13 protein-coding genes and 1 other RNA gene are annotated in these 16,488 nt (G+C 57.1%); 5 read left to right on the top strand and 9 right to left on the bottom strand.

Annotated features, from left to right (window positions below; genetic code table 11):
• Positions 1-10: 10 nt before the first annotated feature.
• The 5 genes from GTQ55_RS05655 to ffs form a co-directional block, all read right to left on the bottom strand.
• A complete protein-coding gene (locus GTQ55_RS05655) occupies positions 11-991 on the bottom strand; it encodes a hypothetical protein (protein WP_161857862.1) in 981 nt (326 codons plus the stop codon).
• A gap of 29 nt (positions 992-1,020) precedes the next feature.
• Positions 1,021-1,353 (bottom strand): PadR family transcriptional regulator, encoded by a 333-nt coding sequence (locus GTQ55_RS05650; protein WP_161857861.1) that lies wholly within the window; start codon positions 1,351-1,353, stop codon positions 1,021-1,023.
• A gap of 278 nt (positions 1,354-1,631) precedes the next feature.
• On the bottom strand, positions 1,632-2,102 hold the full coding sequence (locus GTQ55_RS05645) for a Dps family protein (protein ID WP_161857860.1): 471 nt from the start codon (positions 2,100-2,102) through the stop codon (positions 1,632-1,634).
• Between the two features lie 290 nt (positions 2,103-2,392).
• Positions 2,393-4,336, bottom strand: a complete 1,944-nt coding sequence (locus GTQ55_RS05640; RefSeq protein WP_183946721.1) for a M2 family metallopeptidase — start codon at positions 4,334-4,336, stop codon at positions 2,393-2,395.
• Positions 4,337-4,684: 348 nt separating this feature from the next.
• An RNA gene (gene ffs, locus GTQ55_RS05635) (signal recognition particle sRNA small type) lies at positions 4,685-4,781 on the bottom strand.
• Positions 4,782-5,081: 300 nt separating this feature from the next.
• On the opposite strand from ffs, the gene GTQ55_RS05630 reads away from it, so the two are divergent.
• Both GTQ55_RS05630 and GTQ55_RS05625 read left to right on the top strand, forming a co-directional pair.
• Positions 5,082-5,924, top strand: coding sequence for a 6-carboxytetrahydropterin synthase (locus tag GTQ55_RS05630; RefSeq protein ID WP_161857859.1), 843 nt, complete (start codon positions 5,082-5,084; stop codon positions 5,922-5,924).
• Between the two features lie 6 nt (positions 5,925-5,930).
• On the top strand, positions 5,931-6,674 hold the full coding sequence (locus GTQ55_RS05625) for a 16S rRNA (uracil(1498)-N(3))-methyltransferase (RefSeq protein WP_161857858.1): 744 nt from the start codon (positions 5,931-5,933) through the stop codon (positions 6,672-6,674).
• A 165-nt stretch (positions 6,675-6,839) separates the two neighbouring features.
• On the opposite strand, the gene ald is transcribed toward GTQ55_RS05625, so the two are convergent.
• Positions 6,840-7,985, bottom strand: a complete 1,146-nt coding sequence (gene ald, locus GTQ55_RS05620; RefSeq protein ID WP_161857857.1) for an alanine dehydrogenase — start codon at positions 7,983-7,985, stop codon at positions 6,840-6,842.
• A 288-nt stretch (positions 7,986-8,273) separates the two neighbouring features.
• Between ald and GTQ55_RS05615 the strand changes: the two genes are divergently transcribed.
• The 3 genes from GTQ55_RS05615 to GTQ55_RS05605 all read left to right on the top strand — a co-directional run bounded on the left by GTQ55_RS05615 (position 8,274) and on the right by GTQ55_RS05605 (position 13,382).
• Positions 8,274-8,759 carry an Lrp/AsnC ligand binding domain-containing protein gene (locus tag GTQ55_RS05615; protein WP_078084911.1) on the top strand — a complete coding sequence of 162 codons (486 nt, stop codon included), beginning with the start codon at positions 8,274-8,276 and terminating at the stop codon, positions 8,757-8,759.
• A gap of 116 nt (positions 8,760-8,875) precedes the next feature.
• Positions 8,876-10,189 carry an efflux RND transporter periplasmic adaptor subunit gene (locus GTQ55_RS05610; protein WP_161857856.1) on the top strand — a complete coding sequence of 438 codons (1,314 nt, stop codon included), beginning with the start codon at positions 8,876-8,878 and terminating at the stop codon, positions 10,187-10,189.
• Positions 10,190-10,205: 16 nt separating this feature from the next.
• The gene (locus tag GTQ55_RS05605; protein ID WP_161857855.1) at positions 10,206-13,382 is read left to right on the top strand and encodes an efflux RND transporter permease subunit; all 3,177 of its coding nucleotides are present in this window, start codon (positions 10,206-10,208) and stop codon (positions 13,380-13,382) included.
• A 55-nt stretch (positions 13,383-13,437) separates the two neighbouring features.
• Here the strand turns inward: GTQ55_RS05605 and GTQ55_RS05600 are convergent, their stop codons facing one another.
• The 3 genes from GTQ55_RS05600 to putP all read right to left on the bottom strand — a co-directional run bounded on the left by GTQ55_RS05600 (position 13,438) and on the right by putP (position 16,319).
• Entirely contained in the window at positions 13,438-13,902 is a 465-nt protein-coding gene (locus GTQ55_RS05600; RefSeq protein WP_161857854.1) for an Mpo1 family 2-hydroxy fatty acid dioxygenase, read from the bottom strand.
• 363 nt (positions 13,903-14,265) lie between these two features.
• Entirely contained in the window at positions 14,266-14,778 is a 513-nt protein-coding gene (locus GTQ55_RS05595; protein ID WP_161857853.1) for an O-acetyl-ADP-ribose deacetylase, read from the bottom strand.
• A 65-nt stretch (positions 14,779-14,843) separates the two neighbouring features.
• A complete protein-coding gene (gene putP, locus GTQ55_RS05590; RefSeq protein ID WP_161857852.1) occupies positions 14,844-16,319 on the bottom strand; it encodes a sodium/proline symporter PutP in 1,476 nt (491 codons plus the stop codon).
• Between the last annotated feature and the right edge of the window lie 169 nt (positions 16,320-16,488).

Genomic DNA, 16,488 nt, shown 5'->3' with positions numbered 1-16,488 from the left:
GAGAGGGAAATTAAAGCGCTCGTTGCTCTGCCCATACGCGCATCAATACCCGCAGATTTTTCAACAGATCCCATGCGGTAATAGCGGTGACAATACCAACGCCCACCTGCCAACTGGCCTGATTCGGCTGCCAGTTTTCCCCACCATTCCAGGTGATGGAAAAGGGTGGAAAAATATTGATGAGTAGAGCCAGTAAAACGAGCCAGTATATATTCAGCCCGATATCAATCAGTAGCCGCGGTTGTGTCCAATAGGGAGACAGCAGCGTCACCAGCGACATCAATACGCTGCCTGCGAGGGCGATATTCAGCCATGGTAGCAAGGCGCCAAACGCACCGGAAAACGTCAGCGCAGCACCAACGCTCGGCCCCGGTAACAGCCATATATCGTTGAGCCAGGCCAGCGCCAACAGGGTGACAACAAACTCCACAGCGGAATCAAAACGCTGGATGCGGCGGCCACCATCGGCAATGCGGGGTAACGAGCGCGGGTTCCAGTTCGCGAATACTTTGCGGTAATTCTGGCTTTCCCCGACAAGATAAAAGACCAGTGTAACCCAGGCAAAAGAGTGGATACCGCTTTCATACAGCCCGGCCAGCCAGCTTATGGCTGCGCCAATAAGATTGGGCTCCGCACTGGAAGCAAACGAAGCAACTACGTCGATGGCACTCACTACTGCAATCACCATCAGAGTCCACTTCAACACCTGTAGATACACCGGAAACAATGACTCACTGACCAGAGTCCGACGGGACTGGTAACCTGCAGCAACAGCCATGGGGTGTCCCTTTTCTTTCAGGAGCACCAAAACTTCGTCTTCCGTAGGTGCACGGCCAAGGGACTCTTGCAGTTCGTCGCACTGGTCCTGCAGCCCCGAATAAAGCTCATTGCCCACGTCTTCGCGCAACCGCGCCGGCAAGTATGTGCGTACGTTATCTACATAGCGCTGCAACCAGTCCATGCTGTGTTCCTCGAATTGCTTTTCCATCATTTCGTATTCCGTCATCCAGGCGCCGTCGGCTATCCACCCAGCTGGCCAATCACATGGTTCAGTCCCCGCCACTCCGCGCGCATTTGTGCGAGCGCAACCTCTCCCCCCTCGTCGATCTGGTAGAAACGTCGCTTGCGCCCCTCCTGCTGCTGCCAGTGGCTACGCAACAACCCCTGGTCTTCCAGACGGCGCAGCAGCGGATAGAGTGTGCCCTCGTCGATGTCCAGCCCCTTTGCCCCCAGGCTTTTACGCAGGGAGTAGCCATAGTGCGGCTCGCGCAGCGCCAGCAGCACCGCCAGGGTGAGCGCACCCCGCCGCACTTCCATCACCAACCTGTCGAGTTTTTCCGGTGCCTGTCCCATCTGTCACCCCCATACTGTGTGCCACACAGTAAATACTGTGCACCACACAGTAATGGTATGCAAGGGGAGATTTGGAGAAAGTCGCAATGTGGCGTGAATCACTACGCTTAAAAGCGGGGCTGAAACAAGCCTGAGGAACAGGATGGGATAGAGGAGAGGCGAAGGAGAGAGGCGAAAGAGACGGACGAAGAAGCCGGAAAGCTGACCGGAATAATCAACCAGTCAGATACGAAAAAACCGGCCTTTGGCCGGTTTTTTCGTATCGACAGCGCGAATAATCACTCGGCGGTAGCGCGCAACATCCACGCTGTTTTTTCATGCACCCGCATGCGGTCGCCGACGAGTGCCGCAGTGGATTCATCGTCCGCGTCCTGCGCCGCTTTCAGCACTTCACGACACGTCTTCACGACCTGCTCATGACCCTGCGTCAGGATGCGCACCATTTCCTCGGCAGCGGGCACATCCTCCACTTCCTTGATCGAACTGAGTTCGGCAAACGCCTTGTAGGTGCCCGGAGCGACGACATCCAGGGTACGAATGCGTTCGGCGATGTCGTCTACAGCCACAGCCAATTCGGTGTAATGCTCTTCGAACATCAGGTGCAGCTCGCGGAACAGGCGACCGGTAACGTTCCAGTGGAAGTTATGGGTCTGCAGGTACAGCGTGTAGGAATCAGCAAGCAGACGCTTCAGTCCCTCTGCAACCTGTTCGCGATCTTTTTCACCAATACCGATATCAATATTGCTCATTAGCAACCTCTTTTTTGGCTCGAGTTTATTCCGTTGATCGGGGCTTGCTATGTGCCTGGCCAGTACTGCGCCGATTGGCGATCCCCGGATAATTCATGCAGATGATCAAACCCCAAAGGGCAGTTCACCTGATTCATATCAAGTCACTCTCAATACTATGGTCAAAGAATCCTTTTCAAACCCCAGAGGCCATTGGCTGTGAATATACAGTCAATAGCCTCAATCAATGAGCACGCCTTGTGGCTAGTGAATTACTCGAATCGCGCGGGCCACCCACACACTTGCCGCCGTTACCAGCCGCATTGACGGTCTTTGTTCTGCTCCTGCAGGTAGGCCATCAGCGGCTGGAAATAGTCGACAATGGCTGACGCGTCCAGCTCACGCTGCCCGGTGAGTGCTTCCATCGCATCCGGCCAGGGCTTGCTGGCACCCATCGCGAGCATATTGCGTAATTTTTTACCTGCCGCATCATTTTTGAAAATGGAGCAGCGGTGCAGCGGGCCAGTTTCACCCGCTGCCTCACACAGCGCACGATGGAACTGATACTGCTGGATATGCGCGAGGAAGTAACGGGAATATGGCGTATTGCCCGGAATGTGATACTTCGCACCGGGATCAAAGTTTGCCTCACTGCGCTGCACCGGCGCTTCGATGCCCTGATATTCTTCACGCAGCTTCCACCAGGCCTTGTTGTAATCCCCCGGCGCCACCTCGCCGTTGAATACCTGCCAGCGCCACTTGTCCACAAGCAGGCCAAATGGCAGGAAGGCAATCTTGTCCAGCGCCTGCTGCATCAGGTATCCGATATCTTTTTCTTCACCGGGAATCTCATCGAGCAAACCGATTTGTTTCAGGTATTTCGGCGTAATGGAAAGGGCAATGGTATCCCCGACCGCTTCGTGGAAGCCATCATTAGCCCCCTCCTTGTAAAGGAAAGGCTGCTGGTTGTAGATCCGCTGGTAAAAGTTGTGCCCCAGCTCGTGGTGAATGGTTACCAGGTCTTCGCCGGTTTTATTGATGCACATCTTGATACGGATATCATCCTGGCCATCCAGGTTCCACGCACTTGCGTGGCACACCACATCGCGGTCGCGGGGCTGCACAAACTGGGAACGCTCCCAGAAAGTTTCTGGCAGAGGCTTGAATCCAAGAGAGGTAAAGAAGGTCTCGCCCGCCTTTACCATGTCTTTTTCACTCATGCCGGAATCCACAACCAGCTTGGTGAGATCGTAAGGCGCTTCCATATCATCGTCTTTGACGATCTCGTACACATTGCCCCACTGCTGCGCCCACATGTTGCCCAACAGATGCGCCGGAATTTTGCCACTGGCCGGGGCGACTTCGTCGCCGTAATGTTCATTCAGTTTGGCTCGAACATGGCAATGAAGGGCTTCATACAGCGGCTTTACCTTGCCCCACTGGTTATCCATATCGGCCGCAAACTCGTCCGCCGGCATATCGTACTTGGAGCGCCACATTACGCTGAGGTTGTCATACCCCAGCTCTTTCGCACCGGCATTGCCGATTTCCACCTGACGCTCGTACAACGGCTTCATCGGCGGCGATACCTTGCGCCAACCAACCCACAGATCTTTGAGCAGCTCGGGATCGCGGCTGTTGGCCATCATCTGGCCCATCTCCGTCAGGGTGTAGCACTTACCTTTATCTTCACCCGTAGCACTGTCTTCGCCGGCGCTCTCATCCGGGCAGTATTTGCCGGCCCCGTACATTCCCTGCATTTTCGAGCCAATCTGCGCCAGCTCCGCCGTCAGCTTGGGATCGTTCGGCGCAGGAAATACCAGCCCCTGCTTCAGCATGGTGAGCATGCGGCGGGTTTCCGGGTCCAGCTGCACGTCATCGAACTTTGCCGCCTCTTGCGCCAGCTCTACCGCGAGACCGGTATAGCGCTCCACGGCCAACGCCTCGGTGAACTGAGAATCGACGTTGATATAGGTGGAGGCCAGCCAACTCGCGTGACTGACCTCTTCTGCCACCTTCTCCAGCCGATCCTGCGCGCTCTGTAAAAAGGCCTTGGCACCCTCGGCGTCCAGAGCATCACTGGTACTACCGGCCTCGGCGGCAGCGCTCGCTTCGGTGCTATCCGCGCCGGAGGAAACTTCTGCGGCGGAAGATGGCGCGGGCGATTGGGCTTCAGATCTGTCGTTTCCGTTATCACAGCCAGCCGCAGCGGCAACGGCAACGGCAACGGCGATAACCAAGGCTAATTTTTTCATCGGCATCCTCTGGTGGAATTATTGAAATATCTGCTGGGACGGCCCGGGAACGGGCGAAGAGAAAAACGTTTACTGTCGCGATTTATAGCACACGGTCCTCAAATAGCGGGATGAGGCCACGGATCGCGGTAGCACATCGGCATAAAATTCCCCACATAACCCACATTTTGGAGAAAAATTTCGCAAAGAGCGCCAAGCGGCAAATTCGCCACAACAATAAATGAACAGAAAGTACACAGCCCCGCGAAAGCGAAACCGACGACTGCCGATATACACGGAGAAAAACGTAGAAAGAGAGATACAGGAAGGATGGGCGGGGACGAGATGTCCTGAAGAAATTGGAGGCAGCCCAACCAGCACACCCCCGGCACATGATGTCACTGCTACCGTTGCTCCCTTCCGGGCCTGGCGGGGTTCACAGCTGATCATTGCGAGGAGACCGGAAGGGCCGCCATCACGCTCGAGCACTCAGGCTAGCACCGCAAAGATGCGATCGCCAACACCGCCGCCCCGACATTGCTGCCTGCCTACATGGCTTGAGGGACCTGCGCTCGAAGAGGGCGCGATTATAGAGACTCGTGGCGCCAGTATCCAGCCCCAATTTGCACTCCGCTTCCAGCAGCGGACTCCCGCTGGAAAATCCTCCTGTGAAAGCGCCAAATCACCATGGCAAAAAGCTATACTGTGCCGCGCCTGAATCCGGGCTGTTCAACCACGTCTCTACCAGTTTCTAGCCGGAAAGCCTATGCACCTGTTCGTCGACAGCCTTACTAACGTGGACTTCAGTTATCTCCACCGCAGCCGCGGCATTGTTGGTGAAACCTGGTTGGCCAATGCCGCACTCGACGGCGCACTGGATCACCAGGGCATGGTGTGCGATTTCGGCATCGTCAAAAAGACCCTGCGAACCTGGCTGGATACGGAGCTGGATCACCGCCTGCTGGTACCAACCCTGTCACCCCTGTTGGCACTGAAGCAGAACGAGGAAGGTATCCACCTGGACTGGAAGCTGGACGGTGGCGACATTATTTCGGTGAGCGGGCCCGCACAGGCGTTTGCCCTGGTAGCGGTAGAGTCGATAACGCCTGACTCGGTGGCGGCCTGGTGCGTTGGCGAACTGGACGGTATTTTTCCGACCAGCGTTGACCAGTTGCAGCTGGATTTCACCAGCGAACCCATCGACACCCCCTTTTACCACTACAGCCACGGTCTGAAAAAGCACGACGGCAACTGCCAACGTATCGCCCATGGCCACCGCTCACGCATCCGCATTGATGTGGACGGACAGCGCAGCCCGCAGCTGGAAGCGCAATGGGCCAAGCGCTGGAAAGATATCTACCTGGGTACACGCGAAGACCTGGAGAAGGAAGCCGGAGGAATTCTGCACTTTGCCTACCGCGCGCATCAGGGGGCGTTCACCCTCACCATCCCCGTGGAACGCTGTGAAGTCCTCGACTGCGATACCACCGTCGAGCAGCTGGCGCAGTACATCGCCGATCAGCTTGCCGCTGAACACCCAGGGCAGGAGGTTCGCGTCCGCGCCTTTGAGGGTATCGGCAAGGGGGCCGTCGCCTCCGCGAAGCGCTGAACCGTCGTGAACCTGATCCTTCTAGAGCCCGGCGATTTTCCTGAAGCCGGTCCATCGGGTGAGGCAGGCGCACCGGCCGTCGCCACCCTCCGCGAACGTCGCTTCCAGCATATTGCCGAGGTGCACCGCGCTAATGTGGGCGACACACTGAAGGTTGGCCTGCTCGACGGACAGATCGGTGAAGGCCTGGTCGTCGAGCGTAGCGACACGCACATCACCCTCGAAGTCTCACTGCATCGTGCGCCGCCACCTCCGCTGCCTCTCACGCTGATCCTTGCACTACCCCGCCCCAAGATGCTCAAGCGCACCATCCAGCATGCCACCGCGCTCGGGGTAAAGAAGCTGTATCTGATCAATGCCTACCGGGTAGAAAAATCCTACTGGCAAAGTCCCTGGCTGGCCGAGGGCAAGTTGCGGGAACAGTGTGTGCTGGGGCTGGAGCAGGCGGTGGATACCGCAATGCCACAAATTGAATTACGCAAGCGCTTCAAGCCTTTTGTAGAGGACGAGCTGCCCGAAATTGCCGCCGGATCCCGCAAGCTGGTGGCGCACCCGGTTACCGACACCCCCTGCCCGGTCGACATCCCGGATCAGACCACGCTGGCGGTGGGACCGGAAGGCGGATTCATACCCTATGAGGTGGAGAGGCTTCAGGAAGCCGGCTTCGAGTCCGTGCATCTGGGGCCGAGAATCCTGCGGGTGGAAACTGCGCTGCCGGTGCTGCTGGCACGCCTGTTTCCCGGCCGGTAACCAACCCTCTCTCCCCTTCCCGAACTTTTTTTTGCAGCAATAAAAAAGCCGCGCTAAAAAGCGCGGCTGCAATGGCAGTTACAGACACTGCCGGGTCTCACAGAGCGGGGCGTGGGGACGCCCCAAAGAGAACTGAAAATTAATTGTTCCGTTCTTTGCGCAGCCTCAAGCGGCCACGTCAGAATCTACTGCGGATTTCTGCAGCGCCAGTTTCGGATCTACATATTCGTAACCCAGTACATCCGCCACTGCCTTGTAGGTCACCATACCGGCGTGCACGTTCAGGCCTTCCAGCAGGTTGGCGTCGTCGAGCAGTGCCTGCTTGGCGCCCTTGTTCGCCAGTGCCACTGCGAATGGCAGGGTGGCGTTGTTCAGGGCCATGGTGGAGGTACGGGCAACACCGCCCGGCATGTTCGCTACACAGTAGTGCACCACGCCGTCTACCACGTAGGTCGGCTCCTGGTGGGTGGTCGCCTTGGAGGTTTCGAAACAACCGCCCTGGTCGATCGCCACGTCCACTACAACAGCGCCTTTCTTCATGCGGCTGATATGGTCGCGAGTCAGCAGCTTGGGTGCTGCAGCGCCCGGGATCAGCACCGCGCCGACAACCAGGTCCGCTTCCAGCGCGTGCTTCTCGATTGCGTCGTTGGTGGAGTATTCAGTGCGCACAGCGCCACCAAAGATATCGTCCAGCTGACGCAGACGCGGCAGGGAGCGATCGAGGATGGTCACATCGGCGCCCATACCCAGAGCCATCTTGGCCGCCTGCGTACCCACAACACCGCCACCGATAATCAGCACTTTCGCCGGCGCTACACCGGGCACGCCGCCCAGCAGTACACCGAGGCCACCCTGGGCTTTTTCCAGATGATGCGCGCCACACTGTACGGACATACGGCCGGCAACTTCAGACATCGGCGCCAGCAGCGGCAGGCCGCCAAAGCGGTCGGTTACGGTTTCATAAGCGATACAGGTCGCACCGGACTTAACCAGCAGCTCAGTCTGCTTGGGATCTGGCGCGAGGTGCAGGTAGGTGTACAGCAGCTGGCCGGGGCGCAGCATTTCGCACTCGTGCGGCTGAGGTTCTTTCACCTTAACGATCATCTCTGCAGTCGCGAAGATCTCTTCCGCACTGTCGATGATCTTGGCACCCGCCTGCTCATACATTTCGTCGGTAAAGCCGATGGCTGAACCGCCGTCTTTTTGCACGATTACGTCGTGGCCGTGGCCAACCAGCTCACGTACGCTGGCCGGAGTCAGACCGATACGGTACTCGTGGTTTTTGATCTCTTTTGGTACACCGATCAACATAACGTATCTCCTCGATTACTCTGTGAGCGCAATCACGCGCGCCCCTTCTTTTGTTGGATTTCCGCAGTATAGGCGCCACTTTCGAGTGGATTTCTGCACATTTTCAAATATCATTAGTGGAATCAACTGGTTAACTGGCGCAAAAGGCCACTTTTTAGCCATACAGAACTGATAATTGCGCTGTAGCCAAGTCAAGCCGCAGATTCCCCCGGAAACTGCGGTGCCATACGCCGCTCGCAACTCAGCGATACCAAACAGTCATTTACATCGAGAAAAGAGAAGGAACCGATGAAACGCCGCGCCAGTGAACTCAGCACCATCGACCGCAATATCCTGCGCGTACTGCAAAAAAACGGCCGTACCAGTTATGCCGAGCTGGCGCGTCAGGTAGGCCTTACCGCCACTCCCTGTGTCGAGCGGGTAAAAAAGATGGAGTCGGACGGTGTGATCCAGGGTTACACCGCACTGATCAACCCGGAGTATCTGGACGCCGCGCTGGTGGTGTTCGTCCAGATCCGGCTTAACCGGTCTGCCCAGGACGCCTTCGAAGAATTCCGCAACGCGGTCTCAGCGCTCCCGGAAGTACAGGAGTGCTATCTGGTATCGGGAAACTTTGACTATCTGATCAAGGCGCGGGTGGCAGATATGAGCGCCTACCGGAAGTTTTACGGTGAGACCCTGCTCACCCTGCCGGAGGTGCAGGAGTGCACCAGTTACGTGGTAATGGAGCAGGTGAAAGAAACCCTGGAAGTACCCGTGCACTACAACCGCTGACGTTTAAAGCGAAGATATAAACCAATATCGCGCCAACTATTGGGCCACCGTTCACCACCCGACGTCCCGCCCACTAGGATTGATAGATATAGGTCTATTCACTCAAGTTGCGGGAAATGATGTACCAATCTCTGCGTAGCAACCCTCACTGGCGGAACCTTGTTTTCGTTGTCTTCCTGTTGACGGTTGGCTGCGGCGACAAAGAGGCCGCCAAACCTACGGTGCCGTCGAAAAAAGTCGAAGTTGTGGAAGCCAAGCGCGTCAGCTTCAGACCCAGCTTTGAAGTACCGGCGGTGGTGGAAGCCGTGGAGACGGCGCAGATATTTCCCATCGTCGCCTCGAGAATCCTCTACCAGAACATCGAGCCCGGAAAATATTTCGAACAGGGCGAAGAACTCGTGAGGCTCGACCCCTACCCTTTCGAGACCGCAGTAGCCACTGCGGAGGCCAGCATTGCAGAGGCCATGTCCAATTACGAGCAAGCAAAAGCCAACTTCGACCGCGCGCGCAACCTGCGTCCACAGGGGTACATTTCAGCGAAAGACTTCGATACGGCAAAAGCCGCTGTACAGGCAGCGGAGGCACAGCTGAATACTGCCCAGACGGCACTGAATCAGGCAAGGGAGGACCTCTCGCACACCTCGATCGTCGCACCATTTTCCGGGCGCGTGGGACACCCGAATTACGCGGTGGGTGACTTTTTCATTCTCCCCAACTCAGTGCCAATTACCGAACTGGTCAAGATTGACCCGGTTTATGTACTCGCTCATGTGGGCCAAAAGGCCTACAACGAGTTTTACGCGGCGGTGGAAAAACTGAGGCTGCAGGGGCGCGCCATTCCCAATATGGAACTCTATATCGTGCTACCGGGGGATACCGTGTACCCGTACAAGGGGGAGTTCTTTTCCTGGGATTCCACTGCTGCCGCCACGCGGGGGACTGTTGCCGCCCGGGTCCTGTTTTACAACCCCGACGGCATGCTACTTCCCGAAGAGAATGTGACCTTGCATGGCAAGCTGCTGGAAGAGGTCGAACGCATTGTCATTCCTCAGAAAGCAGTCTCTCAGGATCAGCAGGGGCACTACGTCTACCTGCTGGATCGAGAAAAAAAGGTCAAGCGGGCGAATATCGAAGTGGGTTTGCGCATAGGGCCAAACTGGGCGGTGCGCAAAGGGCTCAAAGTGGGAGACCAGGTACTCGTTGAGGGCCTGCAGAAGGTCAGTCCTGGCGACGCGGTAGAGGTGACCGCAGTAGACATCAAGCAGCTCGAGGATCCGGCGCCAGCCAATCTGCGACCTCCACCCTACTCCCTGCGCGAGCAGCTGCGCAAGGAGCAGGAGGCATTTCGGGAATACCAGAGGTCGAACATGGAGGCGAGACAGCGCAACCAGCCGGGCGATGTCTACACACCCTACGAAACTGGCAAGTAGCGCGGGATATTGATCTGTGAGCGAAAATACCCACCTCTTTATCAAACGACCGCGCTTTGCCTTTGTGATCGCCATATTGATCACCTTCATGGGGGCACTCGCGGCGATCGTGATGCCGGTGGACCAGTATCCAGACATTGCCGCGCCGAAAATTTCAGTGGTAGCCGTTTATCCCGGTGCCGATGCCGAGACAGTGAAAAATGCCGTTGCGATACCGATCGAAGAGCAGGTAAACGGCGCCGAGGGCATGGTGTACATGACCTCGAACTCGGGCAGCGATGGCACCTACACGCTGTTCATGACGTTCGATATGGGCACAGATGCCGATATGGCGCAGGTGGATGTGCAGAACCGGGTCGCACTGGCAGAACCCTCCCTGCCTCCGGAAGTATTGAAGCGCGGCATCAAGGTGCGCAAGCGCTCCTCCGACATGCTGATGGTGGTCAACCTGTTTTCTCCGGACGAGCGGTTTGACGGGGTCTTCCTCTCCAACTTCGCCTCCCTCAACCTGCTCAATGAACTGGCGCGGGTACCGGGTGTTGGCGAGGCGAAAATCATCGGCCCACTCGACTACGGCATGCGTATCTGGCTCGACCCGGTCAAGATGGCGAACCTGGAAATATCTGTACCGGAGGTGCTCGGGGCGATCCGGGAACAGAATATCCAGGCCGCAGTGGGCCAGCTCGGCACACCACCTTCGCCCGAATCCACCCAGTTTCAGTACGTACTCACCACCAAGGGCCGGCTGAACTCGGAGGAAGAGTTCGGCGACATCGTACTGCGCGCCGATGAAAGGGGCGGCGTCGTGCGCGTCAAGGATATTGCGCGGGTGGAGCTCGGCGCGCAGGTCTACAAGGGATATGGCGAGTACAACAACGGTCCTGGCGTCCTGTTGGCCATCTACAAGTTGTCGGACGCCAATGCGCTGGAAGTGGCCGAAAATGTAAAAGCCAAAGTTGAAGAGCTTTCCCAGTATTTCCCGGAGGGCGTTGAAGCTGTCATCGGCCACGACACCACCGAGTTTATTGCCGTATCCCTGGAAGAAACCGTCATGACCCTGATCATGACAGTGATCCTGGTCATTATCGTGACCTACCTGTTCCTCGGGAACGTGCGCGCCGCACTGGTACCGACCCTGGCAGTGCCGGTATCCATTATCGGCACGCTCGGCGTCCTCTACGCCCTCGGCATGACCATCAACACCGTAACACTGTTCGGTTTGATCCTCGCCATCGGGGTGGTGGTGGACGACGCCATCATTGTGGTCGAAAACGTCGAGCGCATTATGCACGAGGAAGGTCTCGACAAACGCGCGGCCACGGCCAAGGCCATGAGTGAGGTGTCCGGCCCCATTGTCGCCACCTCCATGGTTCTGCTCGCGGTGTTCGGGCCAACCATGCTGCTACCGGGGATGACCGGGCGCATGTTTGGGCAGTTCGGCACCACCATTACGGTATCGGTACTGATCTCCATGATCAATGCGCTGACACTGAGCCCGGCATTGTGCTCGACCGTACTGAAAGAGGGACACCACAAGCCCAACGCAGTAATCCGCGGCTTCAACTGGGGCTTTGAAAAAGTCGCCAGCGGCTATCTAAAAATTGTGGATTGGCTCGCCCGCCATATATTACTGAGCCTTGTCATCATTGCCGGGCTGTTCGCCTGCCTGTTTCTGATGTTCCAGTCCGTACCAAAAAGCTTTATCCCGGATGAGGATAAAGGCTTCTTCATGGTCGACGTGCAACTGCCCGAAGCCGCCGCACTGGACCGCACGGCTGCGGTCATCGATGAGATCAATGAGGTCCTCATGCAGGACCCCGCGATCGACAAAGTGCTGTCGGTAAACGGTTTCAGCCTGTTGAATGCCATGTTGGCATCCAACGCGGGCATGATCATTGCCAAATTGAAACCCTGGGATGAACGCACATCCCGGGAAGAATCCCAGCAGGCGCTGCAGAAGAAGTACCTGGCCCAGTTTGCCCAGCTGCCCGAGGCCGAGGTGCTGGTATTTGGCGCCCCTGCGATTCCAGGGCTCGGCGCCATGGCCGGTTTTTCATTTATGCTGGAAGATACACAGGGAGTCGGTGCCCAGGAGCTGTTCAAAGTGGTGCAGGACTTCTCCGCCGCGGCCACCGAACAACCGGAAATCGCCCGCGCCTTCTCTATCTTCAAGGCCGGTTCGCCCCAGATCCGCCTGGATATTGACCGAGTGAAAGCAAAGACACTGGGGATAAAAATCAGCGATATTTTCCTGACGCTGCAAACCCAGCTCGGGGCCATCTATGTCAATGACTTCAACCTGTACAACAAAACCTTCAAGGTCATGGTGCAGGCCGATTCCAGGTTCCGGCAGCAGGAGAGAGATCTGGAGAAGATCTATATAAACAACAGCAAAGGCGAGCCGGTTCCGTTACCGGCTATTCTGAGTACCGAGCCGATTCTCGGTGCGGTGACACTCAAGCGCTACAACACCTATGACGCGGTCAAAATCAGTGGAGGCCCCAATGTTGCGGGAGGTTACAGCTCTGGCGATGCGATGAATGCGCTCGAACGTGTGGCACAAGAGACACTGCCCAGCGGCTTCAAGTACGACTGGTCCGACTCCAGCTTCGAGGAGCGCAAAGCAGGAAACGCCACCACCATCGCCCTGGTGCTTTCGCTGATTTTCACTTTCCTTTTCCTGGCCGCGCTGTATGAATCCTTCATGACGCCATTCGCGATCATCCTGTCGGTTCCCATCGCCATTGTCGGCGCCATCGCCGCGCTGATGATTGCCGGAGAGCCACTCAGCCTGTATGGGCAGATTGGCCTGGTTCTACTGGTCGCGCTCGCCGCGAAGACCGCCATCCTGATTGTGGAGTTTGGTAAATCGCAGCGGGAAGTGGAACATCTGTCCCTGCACGATTCGACCATTACCGCCGCCAAATTGCGCTTTCGTCCCGTCATCATGACCACCCTTTCATTTGTGGTAGGTACCATTCCACTGGTAATCGCCTCGGGTGCCGGTGCGGCCAGCCGGGTGTCCCTCGGCACCGCAGTGATGGGGGGTACCATCATGGCATGTATTGCAGGCACCCTGCTGGTACCAATCTTCTTCAAGATTGTGCAGGGAGCTCGCGAAAAGATTCACGGCCAAGAACGCAAAAAGCAGGCAGGCTCCGCGGGTGAGCCTGAGCAGCCCCCACAGCACTAAGCTTTTGAAAGGAAAGTCATGCAGGTAGCAGCGCGCTGCTACCTGTGGGCATCGCTCAGTAGGAAATCCCGAGCTTGCGATAGAGGAAACCGATCACCCAGGCCGGGCCGATCAGCAGGAACTGGAGGTCCTTGAAGAATGAGGGTTTCTTGCCCTCGATATGGTGCCCTACAAACTGGAAGATCCACATCACCACAAACACCCCCAGGGACCACCAAAATACACTCTGCCCCGCCCTTTCCAGCGCACTGCACGCACCGAGGCAAAGTAGCGAGAGCGCAATCATTCCCAGCGCCAGGGGGAATGACATCACCATGTAAAAGAGCATTGAGGGAATCAACGCGACTATCGCCCAGTTCAACCAGGGCAGCGACGCCATCCACTCGGGCTGCGGAATGGACCAGAACAGCCCCACTACGGTCAGGTAGATCAACGGAACCGCGACCCAGTGAATCGCCTTGTTGGTGGCATTCTGGTGGCTCTCACCGTATTCGCTAAACCACTGCTCTGCTGTACGCATGGCTATTCCTCGCCTTGGTTGTTATTCGATTGGCTTTGGGGAATGGTACAGCAGAACCCAGACCGACCAAACGGTCACGCTATTCGATCGACAGTGGTTAGTTGCGTTGCCTGATAACCGAAACCACGACCAGATGGCTTCCGGCTCAAGTTCTTCCGGGAATTTCCTTTCTGGACGCAGGCGTTGGACCGCTCTTTCTGAGTCAATCCGTAGGGGAAGAATTCGAAAAGAAGAGCACAGCCCGGCGTAGCCGGGCGCTGAGATGAATGGCGATAATTGCGGAGTTTTGAGAGAAAAAATTTAACAACAGCAATGATTACTACGTTCGTGCCCGCTTAATGCGTTCCTAAAGTATCAGCAGCATCAGCGTCGCACACAGGCATCCAACTGCATTCGATACAATTCGGCCATGTCGTCATCGATACAACAGAAAATAACATGGCGAGGCCCGTCATCGCGGTCGAGATGGTTTTGCACCTGCTCTACGGCGATCTCTACGGCGAGCTCCGGCGGGTAGTCGTAAACACCACAGCTAATGGCGGGGAAGGCAATGGAATGGATGTTTTCCCGGCGAGCGAGCGCCAGGCACTGGCGATAACAGGCGGCCAGCAACTCCGGCTCACCTAGGTTGCCCCCTCGCCATACGGGACCGACGGTGTGGTAAATGCGTTTTACCGGTAGGCGGAAGCCGGGAGTTCCGCGCACCTCCCCGGCGGGGCAGCCACCGATCTGGCGACAGGCTTCGAGCAGTTCTGGACCGGCAGCGCGGTGTATGGCGCCATCCACGCCTCCACCGCCAAGGAGCCTCTGGTTGGCTGCATTGACGATCACATCCACATGCAACCGAGTGATATCACCTAGGTGTACTTCGATCACTCTACATACTCCAGCCGCGGCACCACCGATCAAATGCGCAATCCTGCACGTGTACTGTGATCAGGCTACTGCTTTTGCCCCAGCAACTGACGGTGGCGCGTTGATATTTCCTCAGGGCAATGCGTCACAGCACTTACTAAAACAATAGCAGCTGCGGAGAGCACAAAGCCCGGTAATAGCTCGTATATATCAAAGATGCCACCAGACAGCTGTTTCCATACAACAACGGTTATACCACCCACGAGCACCCCCGCAATCGCACCAGTTCCGGTCATCCGCGACCAGTACAGGCTGATCAGTATCGTGGGGCCAAAAGCCGCACCGAGCCCTGCCCAGGCATAGGCCACCACGTCCAGTACCTTGGAGTCCGGGTCCATGGCCACACCCACCGCAATCAGCGACAGCGCAACAACCGCCCAGCGGCCAACCTGCACAATGCTTTCAGAGGAAGCCTTCTTGCCAAACCAGACATGGTAGATGTCCTCCGCCAGCGCCGCGGAAGAGACCAGTAGCTGCGAATCCGCAGTACTCATGATGGCCGACAGAATCGCGGCGAGGAGAATACCCGCAACCAGGGGATGGAACAGGGATTCCACCAGCGCCATAAAGATACGCTCGCCATCCGGCAGCGCCTGGCTCAATTCGAGATGCCCGAAAAGGCCGACACACATGGCGCCGAGGAAACCGGCCAGCGACCACACCGCCGCTACTGTTGCGGCTACCGGCATATCGTCCGGATGGCGCAGGGCCTTGAAGCGAGCCAGGATATGCGGCTGCCCGAAATACCCCAATCCCCAGGCGAGCGAGCTCAAAATGGCCGCCATACCGAGCGCAGTGCCGGTGTTGTCGGTCATCCAGTGCATGAGCTCCGGGTGCTGCTCACGCATCAACCCCACCGCATTGCCCAGGCCACCCTCATCCGAGATCACCATCACCGGCACGATCACCAGCGCGAGGCTCATCAGCAGCCCCTGGAATACATCCGTCCAGCTCACCGCGAGAAAGCCGCCGAACAACGTGTAGGAAATCACCGCAATTGCGCCGATCACCACGGCCCACTGGTAATCCCAGCCAAAAACCGTTTCGAATAATTTCCCGCCAGCAATCAGTCCTGAGGCCACATAAAACAGAAAAAACAGCAGGATGAATACTGCGCAAAGGGTGCGCAGATAGGGGTGCCCCATATTAAAACGGCGGTGCAGATAGGCCGGTACCGTGAGCGAGTCGTCCAGCGCATAGGTGTAGATGCGCAGTCGTCGTGCCATGGTGGTCCAGCTCAGCACGATACCGGTAAACAGGCCGATGGCGATCCACGCGGAGGAAAGCCCACTGGCATAGGCGGCGCCGGGTAGCCCCAGCAGCAACCAGCCACTCATATCGGATGCCCCGGCGCTGAGCGCCGCAACCGCCGGCGGCAGTGAGCGACCACCAAGAAAGTAATCGCTCGCATCCTTGGTGCGCTGATAGGCGTAAACACCGATCGCGAGAATGAGAGCCAGGTAAGCGATGAACGTTAAGGCGACAAGCCACTGTCCGGACATTTTTGGGGTTCCCCGTCAGATTTGGCAGATTAAGCCGCACTTCGCAGAAGAATAAGCTGAATCCGTCGTTATCGGTCTTTATTGCGCGTAAATCTACCCATTCGCTGGCGTTTGCTCAATCCACAAACTAAACCAAGGGTGTAAGTTGCGTTAAAGCATACCTTTGAAA

Source organism: Microbulbifer hydrolyticus, from assembly GCF_009931115.1.
GTDB lineage: Bacteria > Pseudomonadota > Gammaproteobacteria > Pseudomonadales > Cellvibrionaceae > Microbulbifer > Microbulbifer hydrolyticus.
Note: the sequence above shows the minus strand (reverse complement) of the source record. Positions and strands in the feature narration are given on the sequence as shown.

Coding starts and splice junctions, on each gene's coding strand:
- GTQ55_RS05650 (WP_161857861.1), bottom strand. CDS start 1,353: ATGGGACAGGCACCGGAAAAACTCGACAGGTTGGTGATGGAAGTGCGG.
- GTQ55_RS05615 (WP_078084911.1), top strand. CDS start 8,274: ATGAAACGCCGCGCCAGTGAACTCAGCACCATCGACCGCAATATCCTG.
- GTQ55_RS05630 (WP_161857859.1), top strand. CDS start 5,082: ATGCACCTGTTCGTCGACAGCCTTACTAACGTGGACTTCAGTTATCTC.
- GTQ55_RS05655 (WP_161857862.1), bottom strand. CDS start 991: ATGATGGAAAAGCAATTCGAGGAACACAGCATGGACTGGTTGCAGCGC.
- ald (WP_161857857.1), bottom strand. CDS start 7,985: ATGTTGATCGGTGTACCAAAAGAGATCAAAAACCACGAGTACCGTATC.
- GTQ55_RS05645 (WP_161857860.1), bottom strand. CDS start 2,102: ATGAGCAATATTGATATCGGTATTGGTGAAAAAGATCGCGAACAGGTT.
- putP (WP_161857852.1), bottom strand. CDS start 16,319: ATGTCCGGACAGTGGCTTGTCGCCTTAACGTTCATCGCTTACCTGGCT.
- GTQ55_RS05610 (WP_161857856.1), top strand. CDS start 8,876: ATGATGTACCAATCTCTGCGTAGCAACCCTCACTGGCGGAACCTTGTT.
- GTQ55_RS05640 (WP_183946721.1), bottom strand. CDS start 4,336: ATGAAAAAATTAGCCTTGGTTATCGCCGTTGCCGTTGCCGTTGCCGCT.
- GTQ55_RS05600 (WP_161857854.1), bottom strand. CDS start 13,902: ATGCGTACAGCAGAGCAGTGGTTTAGCGAATACGGTGAGAGCCACCAG.